Below are 18,409 nucleotides of genomic sequence, written 5' to 3'. Positions count from 1 at the left end.
TTCCAAGGCAGACACGTCAATCACTCTTCGATGCGGCGTTTCGCAGCGCCACCATCGATCATTTGCTTGATTCTGTACTTATGGGATTTTTGCACTTGATGCAAGATTTGCGCATAGGAGTTAGGGAAAGACAGGACGCCACTCCCAGCAAAGGGTGGCGGCTGCCGCCACCTTCTCCCCGCTCGCGGGGCGAAGGGGATGTGCCGCGACCTCTCCGTTCCTCACCCACGTCTCGCGAGGCACGTCCCCTCTCCCCGTTCTTTACGGGGCGAGGGTTAGGGTGAGGGGCAATACCCGAACCGGACCGCTGCAGATGTCCTCAGTAATTGCAGCTGGAACTGCTCGTTGGGTTGAAACCGAGCTTGCAGTCCATGTTCAGCGGCTTCTTCGGGTTCATCATATAGTGCGTCGAGCCGGTGGTTTCCGCGGCGCGCTCGCCGATCGAGCCGGTCGTGCGCCGGTCGTGTTCAACCTTGGTTTCCTGGCTGGCAACCGGACGCGCGGTCGCACCCTGCTCCGTCGCGCTCGACTGGAGGGGAGCTGCCGCGGCGGAAAGGGCCGAGAGGCCGAGCATTGCACTGAGCGTCGCGGCGATCAGGCCGGTCTTGAAAGTGGTGGTCATCATCGTCTCCTTGGGAGGATTTCAGGGAATTTACTCCCCGCAATTAGGAAGGCGATCTGTCACAAACCACAGCCCGCAAGCAGGGATCACAGACATGTGAGGGGAGGCCATGATCGAGAAAAAGGCGGCTCATCGCCGCCTTTTCATTTGCCGGCTCAATAGCCGTTATCGCAGGGCATGCTGCCGGGACCGATCGATCCCGAGAACGTAGGGTTGCACATTTCCGGGGCTGCAGGTCTGTTCACCGGCTGGCGGACAATGGAGCCCGTGGTGCCGGGTTCGACGCCGAAGGCGGCAAGCGGATACCAGTAGCCATCGGAATAGCGCCGCGTGCCGGGGCGTTCGGTGCGGAAGCCTTGATAACCATGCCAGGATCCGGCATGTGGTTTATATTGCAGCATTTTTACATCAGAGATACCGGGCGGGAAAGCCGTCTCGACAGGGGCTGCCTGCACTGATGCGATCGACGCGAAGGCGAGAAGGGCACAGAGCGCGACGGTGGAAGGGGCAGGTCTGAGCATCTTCATGATAAACCCTCCTTACTGGATTTATCCGACGAAAATGCCTTTCCCACATGCGGAGTTCCGCGTTCCCATGCAACTTCCGAAACTCGTGATTGCAGGCGATCCGGCGTGACTAAATCGCCGAAAAACGTGAAAAGTCGCGATCAGCAGAAGAGGCTCAAACAGCACAGGGGCGGAAACGTGAATTCTGTGTTCTTAATTCGCGTATAATGTCCGGTAGCCTTGGCCGGAGAGGCAGGCGACATATTGCCGATGGGCAGCGGCACGCGCCGTCGTTTCCGCCTCCAGCTCATCGGCTCCGGCATAGCCGGTCAGCTGGGCGCGCAGCTGATACTGCTTCCTCGCCTCATCATACATGGCGTTGCCGTCGGTCATGCAGATACCGTGGGCAACAGCAGGCGGATTGACCGGCACGCCGATCGCCAGGAGCACGGGATCGTTGGCGTGGTCGATGCAGCCGGCAAGCGCCGTCATCATCGCCAGGACTGCCGGAGCCCGAAAAATTCCCACCGTCATGCATTCCTCCGGCCGAAGCGCCTCTGAGATCATCAGACCCGCGGATACATCAGGAAGGTTGCGCGAAACTAATGCATGTCGCCGTGGGTTAAGAACGGCAGCACCGCGCAAGTTTGAATATTGCTTAAATATTATATTAGCTATTACTCATAATCACGGACATTAATCTCTTCGGGGGAGGAAGATTATGGTTTCGCCGTGGGTAAACGACGCGCTGTCGCATGCGCAATCAGCATTTCCAGCAAGATCAACACTGATATTCTTGAGGTTGGCGGCGGCTCCCGCACGCATATCCCACTGAAAGGCGCGCGATATACGGTCCTCGACATCTCGAAGGAGCAGCTCGAGAGGAACAAGGACGCCGCGGAGCGGATCCTCGGCGATGCTCAAACCACAGATTACGGAGACCGTCACTTCGACGCCTGTGTCTTCTGGGACGTTCTCGAGCATCTGGAAAGCCCGCGCTCTGCCTTGTTGAGAGCTCATGACACCCTGCCTCCCGGTGGCCTGGTGTTCGTCAAAGGCCCGATCCTCAGCTCGGCCAAAGGCATCTTCACCGATCTCGCGCCCTGCTGGAGCCACATATTGTTCTATCGGTATGTCCTCAGGCAGAAAAACGCCGGCAAGCCGGGCTATGCTCCATTTCGCGTCGAGCACGCCGCCGAGGCATCCCATTTTGAGATTGCCGGGACATTGAAGGAGCTCGGCATGGATATCGTCTTCGTCGGCGAATATGTGTCGACCCAGGTGCATGCGCTCAAGGACCGAATTCCCCCGCTTTACTGGCTCTATGAGGCTTTCGGCCTTCTGCTTCGGGCAGTTTTGGCCGGAAAGATCGGCGGGCGGGAGACGGAGTTTCTGATCGTGGCAAAGTGCCTTCGTCAGTAACTCCCCACCAGACTCTATATAGCACCTCGGAATCCCGAAATTGGCTGCTGCCTTGAAATCCTTCACTATTTCCTCAGCCTCACCCCTCATGAAGCGCGGCGAATTTCGGAATCCCGAAGCGGCAGTATTTCGGGATTCCGAAGCGGCGTTTTTTTCTTCCTGCCGAGGCGACCGCGTTTGTCGGCGGCGAGCTTGCGGTCGGTCTCGGACCATTTCCGGCAGTTTTCGGACGTGCACCGCTTCCACTCGTCGGTGGGTGGCGCGCCCTCGTGGTCGCCGACAAATGTCAGCGTGAACCGGTTGGGATGCGCGACGCCGCTGCCTGCCCGGCCGCGGCGAACTTTTATCAGCCCCTTATATTCCAGCTCATCGATCGCATCGGCGACATATTCGCCGGTGACGCCGTAGGACACGAATTGCGGATGGGTCACGACAAGCTTGCCGTTTTCCAAGGCGGCGTGCGAGGTGTGCTCGATGACGATGCGGAAGAAGGCGCGGCAAGCATTCGCACTCAATGTCGTGAAGGCCGCAGATTCCAGCAGCTGAATGGTGAACCATTGCCAGCGAAGGCTGCCGTCATCGGGCCCGCTTTCTTCCGATCTGGGCGGAGCGGTATGCTTGCGCACCATCGCCCGCGTCTTGCCGGCACTGGTTCGGCTCTTGTCACGAGGGTTGAATTCCGCCATCAGCCCCTCGCCCCCGTCGCCGGCCGATCCTTCGGCAATCTGCCTGTGCTGCGAGACCGGCAATTCTGTTTATAAGGCGGGCGACGGCCCAGGCTCGTCCGGGCGATCACCTCGCCGATAGGGAAAAATTTGCTCGACATCCGGCATTCCATGGTTGCAATTGCGGGCAACCTAGCGCAAGAACGATCCATGAACTAGGAAAATATTCTTAGTTTTGATCTTATATTCTCCGATTGCGTCTGCTAGGATCAGGGCGCTGAATCTCAAGGATAGGAGCGCGATGCGAATGATCGGCATGGGGGAAAAGAGCGTGGTGGTTTGCGGCAAGCGATTGCTGGCCTTGTTTTCGATCTTGCTGGCAAGCGCCGTCCAGGCCTTCCCTTGCGATCAGCCGATCGTGATATCGAATTGGAAGTCCTGCCAAGTCGGTGAGTTGAGCGATAAGGGCGGCGACGATTGGCAAGCCGTGCCGGAATGGACTCGCGACAAAGCCGTCTATTTCGGACATGATCCGCGCGCGCTGGCAAATCACGGACTCTGCAACGCCAAATTCCGTCGCGTCGCGCTCTGCTGGCCAGGATGGCAAATAGGCGATCCGGACGAGTGCTCATTTCTCCTTTGCAGTGGCTATTTGACAGCTTCGAGCGCAGCGGAGGAGCGGAAAGAAATGTTGGAAGGCAACTAGCCAACCTCTCGATAGTTTTTCGCTTCGCTGTCTTGGGCACAGACTGGAGCGGCCGATGAGAAGTGCTTAACCTTGATCTCCCGATCTCGCTCTTGAAAACCTGAAGCAGCTTCGCGCAGAACGATTATCGCAGCATCGGCACTATCCATCTTCTTCATCGGCAAATATGCGCGCTGGCGGCAGCAGGCGCTCGCCGAACAGTTGCGGATTCCCGAAGCTTCGATTGTCGTGCGGCTGCGCCCGTGAGGGCGCCACCGATCCCTGTCATGGATTGACCCATTGGCTGGCTGCAAGAGCGCCCGTCTCGTCATAGGTCAGCAGCGCTCTTCGGTTGCCCTGCCGGCGCAACTGGAACCAGTCCAGCGCCCGGGCGCGAAAGATCAACAGGCCGAAATGCGGCTTTCCCTCAGCCGCATCCACAGGCTTCGGCAGAGCCGCCTCATCAACGGCGTCAAAGCCAAGCTCGTCGCCGGGTGGACCGCCGGCATAGGTCATCCGCGTCCAGGCCGAGAGCTTGTCCCAGGCGGCGTTGGCCTGATGACTTCCAGGAGCATGGCGTTCGACCGTCCCCTGAAGCCGAAACTGCAACTGCGTCTGCGCGCAGAAGCCGAGGACCGTGGCATGGGGATTTGCCGAAAGCTCACGCCATTTCGGGCTGCGCGCATCGGTGTGAAACTCCAGAAGCCGCAACGACCGGTCAGCGCGCCGCAGCACCACCATGCGCGCCTGCGGCCTGGCCTCGGTATCGACGGAGCAGAGGTTCAAGAACCGGAAACCCGACTGCGGGTTTGACGCCGCCGTTTCCAGCTCTCGCCATGCAGAAGCGTCTATCTCGGCAAGGTTCGGTGGCACGGCCTCATGATCTGTCTCCATGGCCTGGCTCAGACGGAACGGGTAATGCCGCCATCGACGCGGATATTCTGGCCGGTGATGTAGCCGGCGCCTTCGGAGAGCAGGAAGGCAACCGTCGCTGCGATTTCCTCGGCCGTGCCATAGCGGCCCATCGGCACGCTGTCACGCCGCTCGTCGGTGGCGGGCAGGCTGTCGATCCAGCCGGGCAGGACGTTGTTCATGCGGATGTTCTTGGCCGCATAACTATCCGCGAAGATCTTGGTGAAGCTCGCCAGCCCCGCCCTGGCAAACGCCGAAGTTGGGAACATCGCCGAAGGCTCGAAGGCCCATGCCGTCGAGATGTTGACGATGGCGCCGCCCCCTTGAGCCTCCATGATCGGCGCGACCAGCCGGATCGGCCGCACGGCGCTCAGGAAATAGACCTCCATGCCCTTGTGCCAGTCCTCGTCTGATATTTCAAGGATCGGCGCCCGCGGGCCATGGCCGGCGGAGTTGACCAGCGCGTCGATCCGCCCCCATGTCTCCATCGCCAGATCGACGAGCCGCTTCACATCGTCATTCACCAGGTTCGAGCCGGTGACGCCGACGCCGCCCAATTCCCGGGCGAGCGCCTCGCCCTTACCCGACGACGACAGCACCGCAATGCGATAGCCATCCCCAGCGAGTTTTCTGGCGGCGGCGGCGCCCATGCCGGAACCGCCTGCGGTGATGAGAGCGACTTTTTCTTTCGACATCAGAGCCTCCAATCGTTGAATTGCGCAGCAGTATGCCAGAGACAGCGTCGACTTTCGCGCCAGAAAGAAACGTGTCAGACTGTAGAAAATCTACTGGAATGCCCTCGGAAAACCAATGGTCCAACCCCGCCGCAAGCTGCCGCCGCTGAATGCCCTGCGCGCCTTCGAGGTCTCGGGCCGCAGGTTGAATTTCCGCGCCGCCGCCGAGGAGCTGGGCGTCTCGCAAGGGGCGGTGGCGCAGCAGGTGCGCGCGCTGGAAGATCAACTCGGCCTGATGTTGTTTCAGCGGCTGGCGCGTGGGCTGGCTCTGACCCCGCAGGGGGCGGCCTATCTTGCCGATGTGACCCGTGCCTTCGATACACTCAGTGACGCCACGGGTCGGCTGCTCGCACGGCCTGATGCCGTGACGATCAGCGTCACCCCGACGGTCGCCGCCAAGCTGTTGATCCCCCGCCTCGCCGAGCTCAAGGCGGCCCTTCCCGACGTGGAGCTACGGACGGTCGCCACCGAGGCGCTGTCCGATTTCGATCGCGATCAGGTGGACATTGCGGTGCGGCTGACACGCCAGCCTTTTCCGGCATCCCTGGAGGCGAGGCTGCTGTTTCGCCAGGAACTCGTCGCCGTCGCCAGCCCTCATCTGGTCAAGGGCCTGGCCCTTCCTCTGACAGCCGATGCGCTTCGCAAGCTGCCGCTCCTACATGACACACTCAGCCCCTGGCCGCTCGTGCTGCGATCGCGCGAGAAGCTGCCGGGCGCCGTGTTCAACCACACGACGCTGGCGCTTGATGCGGCGCTCGCCGGCCAGGGCGTCGCCCTGGCATGCCGGGCTTTCGTGGCGGCGGATCTCGAGGCCGGGCGGCTGGTGCGGGTGACGGATGCGACCACAACAATCGAACCCGACTATTTCCTGATCCGCAAACGCTCGTCATCGCCGCGAAAGGCGGTCGATGCGGTATGGCACTGGTGTGCAGCACGGTTATCGGTCGGCTAGATGTTTAGACTAGACCCGGGAGCTTTATCCCGCATGGCGGCAAGTCTCGGGGGCCCCTGGGGAGGATCGTCAGCCTATGAGGCGGCGGCCAGAACGATGGCGATAGCGAGCAGCAGAGGATCCATCCACTTGAAGTGGCCCACGGCGGGTTGGTTTTTCATGGGTCTGTTCTGTCATGCCCTGTAACTGCCTGCCAAGCCGCCTCAGGGCAAGGTTCGGACGGACGGCGGTTTGACCTTGCCGTTCGAGGCGTTAACGCGGATCTGCAGTGACAGAAGAGAAATGGCGCACCCGAAGAGATTCGAACTCCTGACCCCCAGATTCGTAGTCTGGTGCTCTATCCAGCTGAGCTACGGGTGCGTGCAAATGCGGCGGTGCCGCTTGCGTGGGCGATCCTCTAAAACGTCCTTCGGGACAATGCAAGAGCAATTCTGAAAAAATCGCGTCTTTGCCAGTTTGTATCAGCGCCTTCCGAAGCCTGTCACTTTTCGCTGTGCGTCCGGCTGCGGTAATCCTCCAGTGAAACCGGGCGATCGGGGATCTCGATGCGGAACTGCGTGCCGACCGTCGGTTTTTCCACAAGCGCGATCGTACCGCCATGGGCGAGCACCAGCTCGCGGGCGATGGTGAGGCCTAAGCCGGTGCCGCCGGAGCGGGCGGAACCGCGGAAGGCGGCAAAGAGGTTCTGGCGCGCCTTCAAAGGCATGCCGGGGCCGGTATCATCGACGGTGATGCTGACGACGCTGCCGACGCGCTGGGCGGCGACGGTGATGCGCCTGACGGCGCCCGGGGCGGCCTCGCCCGGCGCGGTCAGCGCCTGCAGCGCGTTGCGGCAGAGATTGTGGATGACCCGGAACAGTTGCTCGCCGTCGGCATCGACCTTGAGATCGGCGCCGATCTGCTCGGTGAATTCGATGCCGCTTTGCGGATCGATCGCCAGCATGTCCTTGACGTCCTGGGTGAGCTCCAAAAGCAGGATATGGCGGCGGCGCGGGGCCGATTCGCTGGCCTTGCCATAGGACAGCACCTCGGTGGTGTAGCCGACGGCGCGGTCGATGGTGCGCAGCAGCTTCGGGGCGAAGCTCTTGACCATCGGATCATCGACATCGACCAGCCGATCCGACATCAGCTGCGCCGACGCCAGGATATTGCGCATGTCGTGATTGATCTTGGAGACGGCGAGGCCGAGAGCGGCAAGGTTCTTCTGCTGCTTCAGCGTCTTCTGCAATTCCATCTGCATCGAGGTGAGGTTGCGGCCGGCGACCGCCAGTTCGTCACGGCCGCCGTCGCCGATATAGATATGGGCGGGGTTTTCGGGATCGGAGGAGAATTGCTGCATGCTGCCCGTCAGCCGGCGGATCGGGCCGATGAGGATGCGGTTGATCGCAAAGAAGATCAGCGTCGCGGTGAAGAGCGAGATCAGCACCGACAGCAGCAGGACGTTGCGGGAATAGGCAAACATCGCCGTGCGCAGCTGCCTGTCCCTCATCACCACCTCGACGCCGGTATTGGTGTCGCCGACGGGGCCGTAGACGCGGATCATCCTGGCGCCGCCGAAGATCAAGGTGTCGAGCGCATCGCGGATCGCCGTCACCGGCGGCACGTCGGTGAGATCATAGGCCTCGTCGACCGAGGTCGGCATATCGGTCGTCGCCAGGAGCCGCGAGGTGCCGTCCTTGCGCAGCACGATCGCCTTGGTGCCGGTCGCCTCCAGCGTTTCCTTCTGCAGCGCGCGCGGCAGCTCGACCGGCTGCAGCCCGTCGATGACGATGGCGGCGGCGGCCGCCGTGTTCAGCCTGTCCTCCAGCCAGCGGATGCGCATGCCGGCGACCGAGGGGAAGAAAATCAGGATTTCGGCGAGCATGATGAAGAAGACGGTGAGCCAGAGCAGCTTGCCGGACAGCCCGCCGAACATGCCGGCAGACGGGCACGACACCCTTGCGGCCTCGCCGGCCGCGGGGGTTTCCGCCGAAGGATTGTCGCCCTGATTTTGAATCGGCATTCTGGTCTCGCCCGATCGGCAGCACGTCGGCCGCCCTCACCGTTGGAGCTCTATATTAGACCAAAAGCCTCCGCTTTCAAATCTTTGCGAGCAGCGTCACGTCGTCACAAAGAAACGCCCGGCCTGGAGGAAAAAGTCCCCTCCCAAACCCCTCCCCACAAGGGGGAGGGCTAATTCGCGGCGCCCGCACGCAGCAAATATCAGCCTTTCCGCGGATGAGACGATGAAGTCGGAAGCGCCGGTGCGGCAGGTTGAGCCCCTCCCCCTTGTGGGGAGGGGTTTGGGGCGGGGTCTTTGCCCGGTACAGCCCGGGCTGATCCCTGACAGAATGAACCGGGTTGATGGTTGACAAGTCATAGTGCGTCGGAGGGAGGGCTTCCGATGCCATTTGTGGAGACTTGTCGCATGGAAGAACGTGTTCGGATGCTGTCGGACTATGTTTCGGGGCATTGGAGTGTGAGTGATCTTTGCCGTCGTTACGGTGTGAGCCGGGAGACATTTTATGCCTGGCGCAAGCGGCAGATGAGCGGTGCGGAAGACTGGTTTGCCGACCGCTCGCATGGCACGGTTTCGTGCCCGCATCGCACGCCGTCAGCTCTTGCCGAAGAGGTGATTGCGCTACGCCGGCGGTTTCCGCATATGGGGCCGCGCAAGCTGGGGCACGAACGCATGCATCGCACTCTGAAGGCCCAGACATCCAAACCGCCGGCCGACAATGCCGGCCAGCAGCAGGTCCGTTTCGATGCCTTCCGCCAGCACTACAACGAGGAGCGCCCGCATGAAGCGCTGGGCCAACGCCCGCCCGCCGACCTCTATCGGCCCTGCCAGCCGCGTGCGATGCCTGAGCGTCTCGACGATCCCTGGTATGATGCCGACCACCAGGTGCGCCGTGTACGTGACAGCGGCGAGATCAAATGGAAGGGAGGCCGGCTGTTCGTCAGCGAAGCCCTTGCCGGCGAACTCGTCGGACTGAGCGAGCTGGAAAACGGCGGTCACGTCGTGCGCTTCTGCAACCGCGACATCGGCCTCATCGGCCTGGACGGCCGCTTCCGTCGCTTCGCTCCGCCGCGCCCGTCCAGGCCGATGAGGCCGATAGCAGCACACACGACAGAATGAAAACTGTCAGGTATCATCCCGGTCCAAAGTGTCGACCATCAACCCGGTCGTTCAGCCCGATGCGGTCCAGACAGAAAAAACTAACGCCGCCCGGAGGCGGCGTTGGAAGACGGTGTGATCGGTAAACCTTAGAACTCTTCCCAGTTCTGTTCGGCGGCTGCCGCATTGCCGCCGAAGGCGCGGGCGACCTTGGCGATGGCGCGGCGAGCCGGAGAGGCGGCTGGCCGGTGCGGCTCGTTGCGGACGAGCGCCACAGGTGCCGGCGCGTCATCCGAGAGTTTGAAGCGGGCAATCAGGCTCACCAGCCCGTTGGCTTCGGCCGAAAGCCGGTGCGTGGCCGCGGAGGTTTCCTCCACCATCGCCGCATTCTGCTGGGTCACCTGATCCATCTGGTTGACGGCGGTGTTGACTTCCTTGAGGCCGGTCGACTGTTCGGTCGCCGCCGTCGCGATCGAATGGATATGGTCGTTGATGGCGATGACCCGGGTGCCGATTTCCGCCAGCGCCTCGCCGGTCGCCTGGACGAGCTTGACGCCGACCTGCACCTCGTTGCCCGACTTGGTGATCAGCGCCTTGATGTCCTTGGCGGCCGTTGCCGAACGCTGGGCGAGCTCGCGCACTTCCTGGGCGACCACCGCAAAGCCCTTTCCGGCCTCTCCGGCGCGCGCCGCCTCGACGCCGGCATTCAGTGCCAGCAGGTTGGTCTGGAAGGCGATCTCGTCGATGACATTGATGATCTGGCTGATTTCGCGCGACGCCTGCTCGATGCGGCCCATGGCCTCGACGGCATTGCCGACGACGACGCCGGAGCGGCCGGCATTCTCCTTGGCTTCGGAGACCATGATGGTTGCTTCATGCGCCCGCTCGGTGGAATTCTGAACGACGGCGGTGATTTCGTCGAGGGCGGCCGAGGTCTGTTCGAGGGCGGCCGCCTGCTGCTCGGTGCGCTTCGACAGGTCGTCGCTGGCATTGCGCAGTTCCGCGGTGTTGCCGTTCATCCCTTCCGTCGTCTCGCGCACTTCGCGCATGGTCGCCTGCAGGGTGACGAAGGTATTGTTGACGTTTTGCTGCAGCTCGGCGAAGGCGCCCTGGAAGTTGCCGTTCATCGTCTGGGTGAGGTCGCCCTCGGCAAGGCTGGCGATGACGCGGCGGGTCTCGCCGATGCCGGCATCGACGCTCGACAGCAGCGTGTTGATGTTGCCGGCGAACTGATTGAGGTTGTCGTCCTCATAATCCTTATTGATGCGGTGGCTGAAATCACCGGCCGCAGCCGCAGCCACGACGACGGACATGCTCGACTGCAGGTCATCGCTCTTGGCGCGCATCGCCGCTTCCTGGGCGTTCAGCCGCTTGATCGCCAGGCCGTTCTCCTTGAAGACCGCAACGGCCGCGGCCATCTCGCCGATTTCGTCCTGACGTCCGGCAAAGGGAACCTCGGCTTCGAAATTGCCGTCGGCGACCGCCTTGATCGCATGGGTGACGCGCTTGATCGGTCGGCTCAGATGGCTGGTGCCGATATAAAAGCCCATGCCGATGCCGGCCGCGATGCCAATGCCGGTAATGCTGAGGACGAGCATCAGCACCCAGGAGCGGAAACTTTCGATTTCGGCGTTGACGGCCTCGAGGGCGGCCTTGTCGGTAGCAACGACCGCGTCGATTTCCGCCTGGAACGCCTTGCGGTTGGCGCGGTTGGCGTCCGTGTTGCCCTGCTGGCTGGCGGCCTCGGGACCGACCTCGGTACCGAGGCGGGCGGTTTCGGTGCGGAAGGTGCGGAATTCGGCGGCGCGAGCGACGAGCTTGGCGAACGTCTCCTTCTCGCTCTCGCGAACGAGCGGCGCCCAGCCCGCGATGACCTTGTCGATCTCATCGAGATCGGCCATCAGGCCCTTGGCGAAGTTCGGCGTATCCTTGATCGTCTTGGCCGCATAGATGCCGCGCGATTCCATCACCACCGCCGTGACGAAACGGTTGAGGCGCTCGCCGGCATAGGCGCGGGCGGCGGCCTCCTCATAAGCCGTCAGGTTACGGCTGTATTCGTGCATGGCCGACAATGCCGTTGCGCCGATCAAAAGCGCGACCGCGCCCATCACGCAAACCAGTAGATTAATTTTGCCGCGGATCTTCAATGCGATGCCCTCCTAGTTCCAACACTGCCTGGAAAGCAAATTCCCAGCCCGTGACGCTAGATATCGGCGAAATTGATTAAAGTTAGATTTCCAATGTTTACGATTATGACCGACGAAAATTCGCCGTGTCGACTTGAAGGACGGGCGCGAGCGGGGCTGGAAAACCGAGCCATCCGCAATAAACAACCTGTACTTGCCACAAAAGATACAACCGTTCGGCGCGCGTGGAAATTCTTAACACCAGAGTGCGAAAAATGGCAGTCGGGCAGCACCGCAAAGTGAAATTATCCGGTATAATTGACTTTCGCAGGCTTCATCCGTATAAGCCGCCGCACGTTCGGTCACCCAGGCCTTTCATGGCCCCGCCCGTTCGAAAAACAACGCTCCTTGCATTATGCAAATTCAAGAAGGGCCGCACTCCGCGGTGTTTAAATAAATGAAGCGTACCTACCAACCATCCAAGCTTGTTCGCAAGCGTCGCCACGGCTTCCGTGCGCGCATGTCCACCAAGGGTGGCCGCAAGGTCATCGCCGGCCGCCGCGCGCAGGGCCGCAAGCGTCTTTCGGCTTAAGGCCGGGTTGCCCGGTAAGAGATGGCGGGCGAATTGACGACCAAAGACCAGAAACACACTGTCGGGCGGCTGAAAAGCCGCCCGCAGTTTCTTGCCGTGCGCGAAGGCGAAAAACGCCGCGGCGGCCTCTTCCTGCTCGAAGTCCTCGACCGGAAGGAACCCGACAGCCAAGCCCGTGTCGGTTTTACAGTCACCAAAAAACATGGCAACGCGGTCGAACGGAACCGCATGCGCCGCCGCCTGAAAGAGGCGGTGCGGCTTCATGCGGGGTTTGCAATGCAGCCCGGACACGACTATGTGGTTGTCGCGCGCAGGGACGTGCTTGAGGCGTCCTTCAAAGAATTGGCCGCGGAACTAAAATTTCGCGTGGAAACCAGGCCGAAACACCGGCGCTCCGGAGACGGACGCCCCAGGAACGTATGATGGAAAACAACCGCAATTACTTCATTGCGATCGCTCTCTCGGTGCTGATCGTCCTCGGCTGGCAGTTTCTCTATATGAATCCGCGCATCGAAAGCCAGCGCAAGGCGCAGGAAGCTCAGAAGGCGCAGCAGCAGACCGAGCAGGCGCAGCAGCCCGCAGCAAGCGGTGCGACGCCGGCCCAGACGAGCGGCGCCGCCCCTTCCAGCCAGGCGGCCGCGACGGCGACACTCGAGCAGGCGCTGCAGAAGTCCCCGCGTGTCGTCATCGATACCCCGGCACTTTCCGGCTCGATCAACCTTGCCGGCGCCCGCCTCGACGACCTGAAGCTTAAGGGCTATCACGAGACCGTCGACGACTCGAGCCCGATCATCACGCTGTTCAGCCCGGCCGAAACCAAGGACGGTTACTTCACCGAACTCGGCTATATCGGCAGCGACGCCACAGGCAGCGTTCCCGGTCCCTCGACGCTCTGGACGGCGCCCGAGGGCGCCAAGCTCACCGAGAAAACGCCGGTGACGCTTACCTACACCAATGACAAGGGCCTGACGTTTACCCGCACCATCTCCGTCGACGAACGCTACATGTTCACCGTCGCCGACAAGATCGAGAATACAGGCCAGGCGCCCGCCTCGCTCAATTCCTACGGCCGTGTCACGCGCTACAACAAGCCGACGACGCCGTCGGTCTACGTCCTGCATGAAGGCTTCATCGGGGTGATCGGCGATGACGGCCTGGTGGAAACCAAATATACCGCCGCCGAGAAGGAAGCCGTGAAACCGGCTAAATCCACCGGCGGCTGGCTCGGCATTACCGACAAATACTGGGCCGCGACGATCGTTCCGCCGCAGACTAGCCCCTATGAGGCAAGCTTCTCGCATTTTCCCGACGGTCAGCCCCGCTATCAGGCCGACTATAAGGAAGATGCCTTCACCGTTGCGCCGGGCCAATCGATCGAACTCAAGAACCTCGTTTTCGCCGGCGCCAAGGAAGTGCCTGTCATCGACGGCTATGAGGCCAGCTACTCGATCCCGAAGTTCGACCGCCTGATCGACTGGGGCTGGTTCTATTTCATCACCAAGCCGATGTTCAAGCTGATGGACTTCTTCTATCGCTTCTTCGGCAATTTCGGTGTGGCGATCCTGTGCACTACCATCGTCGTCAAGGCGCTGTTCTTCCCACTCGCCAGCAAGCAGTATGCTTCGATGGCGAACATGAAGCGCATGCAACCGAAGATGGAAGAGCTGAAGGCGAAATTCGCCGACGATCGCATGGGGCTGCAGCAGGCAACGATGCAGCTCTATAAGGACGAGAAGATAAATCCGATCGCCGGCTGCTGGCCGGTGGCGCTGCAGATCCCGATCTTCTTCTCGCTCTACAAGGTGATCTACATCACCATCGAGATGCGGCACGCGCCGTTCTTCGGCTGGATCAAGGATCTTTCGGCGCCCGATCCGACGACGATCGTCAATCTCTTCGGCCTGCTGCCCTTCGAGGCGCCGACGCTGCTGCATCTTGGCGTCTGGCCGCTGATCATGGGCGTTACCATGTTCCTGCAGATGCGCATGAACCCGACGCCGCCCGATCCCACCCAGGCGATGATCTTCAACTGGATGCCGCTGGTGTTCATGTTCATGCTGGCAAGCTTCCCGGCCGGCCTGGTCATCTACTGGGCTTGGAACAACACGCTCTCGGTGGCGCAGCAGTCGGTGATCATGAGGCGCCACGGCGTCAAGGTCGAACTGTTCGACAATCTGAAGGGTCTGTTCCGGCGAAAACCGGCGCCATCGAAATAGCGCTTGCAAAGCCCCGCTCCGGCGGGGCTTTCCGTTTCCGGTGGGCCGACGACGGCGGCGAAGCATCGCCTGCGAACCGCCGCAAAGCTTGACATCCGTCCGCAAAACCACGAAGCCCGGTAAAAGACCGAACCCAGAGATTGCAGAGCCCGCATGCCAGACACCGAAAAGCCGCTCTTCGGCCACCCATGGATTTTCATCCGCGGCGTCCCATCGCTCAACTTCCTGCCGCCGGAAGGGCCGCTTGAGGTGGCCTTCGCCGGGCGTTCGAATGTCGGCAAGTCATCGCTGATCAACGCGCTGGTCGGCCAGAAAGGCTTGGCGCGCACCTCGAACACGCCGGGGCGCACGCAGGAACTCAATTATTTCGTTCCGGACGGCTATTCCGGCGAAGGCGGTGACCTGCCGCCAACGGCGATCGTCGACATGCCGGGTTACGGTTATGCGCAGGCGCCGAAGGAGCAGGTCGACAAGTGGACCAAGCTGGTTTTCGACTATCTGCGCGGCCGCGCGACGCTGAAGCGCGTCTATGTGCTGATCGACAGCCGCCACGGCATCAAGAAGAACGACGATGACGTGCTTGATCTGCTCGACAAGGCGGCCGTCTCCTACCAGATCGTGCTGACCAAGACCGACAAGATCAAGGCGGCTGGTGTGCCGAAGCTGCTGGCCGAAACCGCGGAAAAGATCCGCAAACGGCCGGCCGCCTATCCCGGCGTGCTGTCCACCTCGTCCGAAAAGGGCGATGGGCTGGATGAACTGCGCCAAGCGATCGCCGAAACCGTCGGCATCGCCCGCTGGAAATAGCGCGCGCGCCCCGACGCGGTGCCCTGTTTGGTGTAAAGCTCTCCACGACATCCTAACGTTGAATATGCTGCCAATTGAAAACTAAAAGTTGACGACACCGCTTTGTTGAGTTAGATAGCGATCATCGAATTTTGCTTGCTGGCTTGGTTATCGCGCGATTGGCACCGTGCTCTGAACGAACTTCCTTTCAAAAATCGCTATCATCATCCGCATCGCCTTGGCGCTGCGGTTCTTCAATATTGCTATGAAAGGGTTCATCATGACCACTGGCACAGTTAAATGGTTCAATTCCACCAAAGGCTTCGGCTTCATTCAGCCTGACAATGGCGACGCTGACGCCTTCGTTCACATCTCCGCCGTCGAGCGCGCCGGAATGCGCGATCTCGTCGAAGGCCAGAAGATCGGCTTCGACCTTGAGCGTGACAGCAAGTCTGGCAAAATGTCCGCTTGCAATCTCCAGAACGCTTAATCGATATCTGCTTTCCTTTGACCACGGATGTACTGGCACTGCCGGAAGCACGTTATCAATTCAAGGCCAGGCGATTTGCCTGGCCTTTTTGTTTTCCGACCACAAGGCAAGCCGAGCGTGGTCGATCCGCCGTCACCGGGAGATCGTCTCCGGCACATGGACTTCACCGCATCGCCATCTCCGGAACATCGCGAAATCAGGTGATGCTCACGGTCCACTTGCACCCAAGGAAGCATCGATGACAGAGAATACGAAGGAACTTCAGGCGATCAATACGGCTTGGCAGATCGCCATTCAGGAGATCTTACGCATGGTTATCCGAGACATGTATCACGGCGGCGGCGAGGAATCATTCAAGACGCATATCAAGCGTATCGAAGAGGCGGCCGTGGACAGCATTTACACGGATTTGCGGCTGCGCGGGACAGATGAATGGACTGAAGTCCTGGTCAAGGATAAAGCCAGCAATTTCGTCACGATGCTGCTGACGTCCTTTACATATGATCGGGCCTAGAGCAATTCCAGCAAAAATGCGAAGCGGTTTTCCGTCCGGAATTGCGTAAAAACAAAAGGATAGAGCGGTTCTGCGCTTCCGTTAAAGCTGAACCGCTTTAGATCACGGCCCGGGATAATCGCCGCGCCGGAAACTGCCTGCATGGGCTGACCGGCATTGATTGCGCTTGCCTCCCCGCAGTTTTTAAAGCAACCCTTCACTCTCATGCTGTGCAAGAGCAGCCGTGTCCGCGAGTAATGTTTGATGACTGATAGCAAAGACCAGCCCCTTTCGCCCGAAGGCGTCGGCAATTTGCCTCATCTTGCCGAAGCCCTCGATGACGACCGGTTTCGACATTTTCTCGATCATGTTCCATTCGCAGTGGCCGTCTCCGAACTCGGCGGCAACGAGGCGCTGATTTACGTCAACCTCGAATTCGAGCGGCTGACGACGCTGGCGGCAACGCAGGTCCAGGGAAAACGCTGGTCGGAAATCGAATTGAATTCGACCGCAGTTTCAGGAGAAGCAACGCTCACCGCGGCTGTGACCTCTGCGGAGGAATATGTTGGTGCCTTCTCGCTGGCAGCCGAAGCTGAGAGCACGGCGATAATCGATGTCTGGTCGAATACCATCATCGACGACGACGACACTCCGCTTTTCCGATTGGTGGCCTTTGCGGCTCGCAATGAGGCAGCGGCTGATCAGAGCTTCAACGAGTTGCTGACGGAGAAAGATGTCCTCCTGCGCGAACTTCAGCACCGCGTGAAGAACAATCTTCAGATGATCACGGCGCTCATCCGGATGGAGGCGCGCAATGCTCAGCAGAGTGAGGAAAGCGAAAGGTTTGCACGCCTTGCCGGGCGGATTGAAGCCTTGGCTCTTCTCTATCGCTCGCTATCAGACGAAGAAAAGGGCGGGACAATCGATCTTGGCACCTATGTGAGCCAAATCGCCGCCTCGGTGATGGCGGCCCACGCAGTGGAAGGTATCCGGCTGGACATGAAGGTCGATACCTGGCCGGTTTCGGTCAATGTGGCCATGCCGGCCGGACTTGTCATCAACGAACTCCTCACCAATACGCTCAAACATGCCTTCGTCGGGCGTGATGGCGGGGAGATCACGCTTCGCTGTGTCGTCAGCGATACCGGGTGCAGGATCACCGTCGCCGATAACGGGATCGGTCTTCCTCCAGATGTGACCTGGCCGCATCCCGGCAAGCTGAGCGCGATGATCGTACAGTCCCTGAAACAAAATGCCCGCGCCGAAGTGGAGGTGACCTCGTCGCCGCACACCGGCATGAGTGTCTCACTCGTCTTCCCGAGAACCGAAGCGGCCCAATAGCCTCCTCAGCGGTTATCGCACCCCTCTCCTGGACGCATTAGATTTCAGACAGCACGCATCATCTCGCTGGCATCAGGGGCGCCCCGAAGAGCGCCCCATGTGTCACGCGCCGGCTTACATCTTCGGCAGCAGCACCTTGTCGACGACGTGGATGACGCCGTTCGACTGTTTGACGTCGGCGATCGTCACATGCGAGACACCGCCGTTTTCATCGGTCAGCGTGATCTTACCCTTGCTCTCCTTGGCTTTCAGCACGCAGCCGCCGACGGTCTTGATGTCGTGCTCGCCGCCGTCATCCCTGATCATCTTGGCAACGGTCTTGGCCATCGCATCGGCGGCCACGACATGGCAGGTCAGCACCTTGGTCAGCGTCGCCTTGTTTTCCGGCTTCAGCAGCGTGTCGACGGTGCCCTTCGGCAGGGCGGCGAAAGCCTCGTTGGTCGGCGCGAAGACGGTGAAGGGGCCTTTACCCTCGAGCGTGCCGACCAGGCCGGCGGCCTTGACGGCTGCGACCAGGGTCGTGTGATCCTTGGAATTCACGGCGTTTTCGATGATGTTCTTGCTGTCGAACATCGCCGCACCGCCGACGATCGGGTTCTTGGCGGCAGCAAAGGCGACGGCGGACAGGGCGGTGGCGAGCGCGAAGCCGCGCAATACGGACTTGATCATGATTTTCTCCTCACCGGACAGCATCCGCGGGCCTTATGCCTGAGCGTCGTCCGGACATTTCGAACTACGGCGGTTTGCGCCGAAGAGTTTCAGAGAGGAGA

The 18,409-nt window shown here is 60.8% G+C and carries 19 protein-coding genes, 1 tRNA gene and 1 pseudogene; 11 read left to right on the top strand and 10 right to left on the bottom strand.

Annotation, left to right across the window (positions count from 1 at the left end; all coding sequences use genetic code 11):
* Positions 1–319: 319 nt before the first annotated feature.
* From PO860_RS00480 to PO860_RS00470, 3 genes are all read right to left on the bottom strand, one after another.
* Complete coding sequence (locus PO860_RS00480; protein WP_272782837.1) at positions 320–622, bottom strand: hypothetical protein; 303 nt, start codon at positions 620–622, stop codon at positions 320–322.
* A 155-nt stretch (positions 623–777) separates the two neighbouring features.
* Entirely contained in the window at positions 778–1,149 is a 372-nt protein-coding gene (locus PO860_RS00475) for a cell surface protein (RefSeq protein ID WP_273883659.1), read from the bottom strand.
* A 192-nt stretch (positions 1,150–1,341) separates the two neighbouring features.
* Positions 1,342–1,662, bottom strand: a complete 321-nt coding sequence (locus tag PO860_RS00470) for a hypothetical protein (RefSeq protein ID WP_272782836.1) — start codon at positions 1,660–1,662, stop codon at positions 1,342–1,344.
* 187 nt (positions 1,663–1,849) lie between these two features.
* Here PO860_RS00470 and PO860_RS00465 point away from each other — a divergent pair.
* Positions 1,850–2,550: pseudogene (locus PO860_RS00465) on the top strand (class I SAM-dependent methyltransferase).
* An 86-nt stretch (positions 2,551–2,636) separates the two neighbouring features.
* Here the strand turns inward: PO860_RS00465 and PO860_RS00460 are convergent.
* A complete protein-coding gene (locus tag PO860_RS00460; RefSeq protein WP_275033673.1) occupies positions 2,637–3,236 on the bottom strand; it encodes a hypothetical protein in 600 nt (199 codons plus the stop codon).
* A 214-nt stretch (positions 3,237–3,450) separates the two neighbouring features.
* Here PO860_RS00460 and PO860_RS00455 point away from each other — a divergent pair, with 214 nt between their 5' ends.
* Entirely contained in the window at positions 3,451–3,921 is a 471-nt protein-coding gene (locus PO860_RS00455; RefSeq protein WP_273883661.1) for a hypothetical protein, read from the top strand.
* A gap of 264 nt (positions 3,922–4,185) precedes the next feature.
* Here PO860_RS00455 and PO860_RS00450 read toward each other — a convergent pair whose 3' ends face one another.
* Both PO860_RS00450 and PO860_RS00445 read right to left on the bottom strand, forming a co-directional pair.
* Complete coding sequence (locus PO860_RS00450; RefSeq protein ID WP_273883663.1) at positions 4,186–4,794, bottom strand: pyridoxamine 5'-phosphate oxidase family protein; 609 nt, start codon at positions 4,792–4,794, stop codon at positions 4,186–4,188.
* Between the two features lie 8 nt (positions 4,795–4,802).
* Positions 4,803–5,507, bottom strand: coding sequence for an SDR family oxidoreductase (locus tag PO860_RS00445; protein ID WP_183605504.1), 705 nt, complete (start codon positions 5,505–5,507; stop codon positions 4,803–4,805).
* 115 nt (positions 5,508–5,622) lie between these two features.
* Here PO860_RS00445 and PO860_RS00440 point away from each other — a divergent pair, with 115 nt between their 5' ends.
* Positions 5,623–6,498, top strand: coding sequence for a LysR substrate-binding domain-containing protein (locus tag PO860_RS00440; RefSeq protein WP_183605503.1), 876 nt, complete (start codon positions 5,623–5,625; stop codon positions 6,496–6,498).
* Positions 6,499–6,781: 283 nt separating this feature from the next.
* Here the strand turns inward: PO860_RS00440 and PO860_RS00435 are convergent.
* Together PO860_RS00435 and PO860_RS00430 are read right to left on the bottom strand one after the other, a co-directional pair.
* A tRNA-Arg gene (locus PO860_RS00435) sits at positions 6,782–6,858 on the bottom strand.
* Positions 6,859–6,979: 121 nt separating this feature from the next.
* A complete protein-coding gene (locus tag PO860_RS00430) occupies positions 6,980–8,500 on the bottom strand; it encodes an ATP-binding protein (RefSeq protein WP_273883664.1) in 1,521 nt (506 codons plus the stop codon).
* 381 nt (positions 8,501–8,881) lie between these two features.
* Between PO860_RS00430 and PO860_RS00425 the strand changes: the two genes are divergently transcribed.
* Positions 8,882–9,616, top strand: coding sequence for an integrase core domain-containing protein (locus PO860_RS00425; protein ID WP_430523286.1), 735 nt, complete (start codon positions 8,882–8,884; stop codon positions 9,614–9,616).
* A gap of 128 nt (positions 9,617–9,744) precedes the next feature.
* Here the strand turns inward: PO860_RS00425 and PO860_RS00420 are convergent, their stop codons facing one another.
* A complete protein-coding gene (locus PO860_RS00420) occupies positions 9,745–11,742 on the bottom strand; it encodes a methyl-accepting chemotaxis protein (RefSeq protein WP_183605501.1) in 1,998 nt (665 codons plus the stop codon).
* Positions 11,743–12,178: 436 nt separating this feature from the next.
* On the opposite strand from PO860_RS00420, the gene rpmH reads away from it, so the two are divergent.
* The 7 genes from rpmH (at position 12,179) to PO860_RS00385 (ending at position 17,639) form a co-directional block, all read left to right on the top strand.
* Positions 12,179–12,313: a 50S ribosomal protein L34 gene (gene rpmH / locus PO860_RS00415; RefSeq protein WP_003570740.1), complete on the top strand. Its 135-nt coding sequence runs from the start codon at positions 12,179–12,181 to the stop codon at positions 12,311–12,313.
* 21 nt (positions 12,314–12,334) lie between these two features.
* Positions 12,335–12,736, top strand: a complete 402-nt coding sequence (gene rnpA, locus PO860_RS00410) for a ribonuclease P protein component (RefSeq protein ID WP_097616948.1) — start codon at positions 12,335–12,337, stop codon at positions 12,734–12,736.
* Positions 12,736–14,529, top strand: a complete 1,794-nt coding sequence (gene yidC, locus PO860_RS00405; RefSeq protein WP_183605500.1) for a membrane protein insertase YidC — start codon at positions 12,736–12,738, stop codon at positions 14,527–14,529. Before rnpA ends, yidC begins: the two co-directional genes overlap by 1 nt.
* A gap of 153 nt (positions 14,530–14,682) precedes the next feature.
* Positions 14,683–15,336, top strand: a complete 654-nt coding sequence (gene yihA / locus PO860_RS00400; RefSeq protein WP_183605499.1) for a ribosome biogenesis GTP-binding protein YihA/YsxC — start codon at positions 14,683–14,685, stop codon at positions 15,334–15,336.
* A gap of 259 nt (positions 15,337–15,595) precedes the next feature.
* Positions 15,596–15,805: a cold-shock protein gene (locus PO860_RS00395; RefSeq protein ID WP_183605498.1), complete on the top strand. Its 210-nt coding sequence runs from the start codon at positions 15,596–15,598 to the stop codon at positions 15,803–15,805.
* A 238-nt stretch (positions 15,806–16,043) separates the two neighbouring features.
* Positions 16,044–16,319 (top strand): hypothetical protein, encoded by a 276-nt coding sequence (locus PO860_RS00390; protein ID WP_183606627.1) that lies wholly within the window; start codon positions 16,044–16,046, stop codon positions 16,317–16,319.
* 243 nt (positions 16,320–16,562) lie between these two features.
* Complete coding sequence (locus tag PO860_RS00385; RefSeq protein WP_183605497.1) at positions 16,563–17,639, top strand: sensor histidine kinase; 1,077 nt, start codon at positions 16,563–16,565, stop codon at positions 17,637–17,639.
* Between the two features lie 114 nt (positions 17,640–17,753).
* Here the strand turns inward: PO860_RS00385 and PO860_RS00380 are convergent, their stop codons facing one another.
* Positions 17,754–18,308, bottom strand: a complete 555-nt coding sequence (locus tag PO860_RS00380; RefSeq protein ID WP_183605496.1) for a fasciclin domain-containing protein — start codon at positions 18,306–18,308, stop codon at positions 17,754–17,756.
* Positions 18,309–18,409 lie beyond the last annotated feature (101 nt).

This window comes from Rhizobium binxianense (genome assembly GCF_028994275.1).
Lineage (GTDB): Bacteria > Pseudomonadota > Alphaproteobacteria > Rhizobiales > Rhizobiaceae > Rhizobium > Rhizobium binxianense.
The sequence above is the reverse complement of the archived record's forward strand: the minus strand, read 5'-3'. Positions and strand labels throughout refer to the sequence as shown.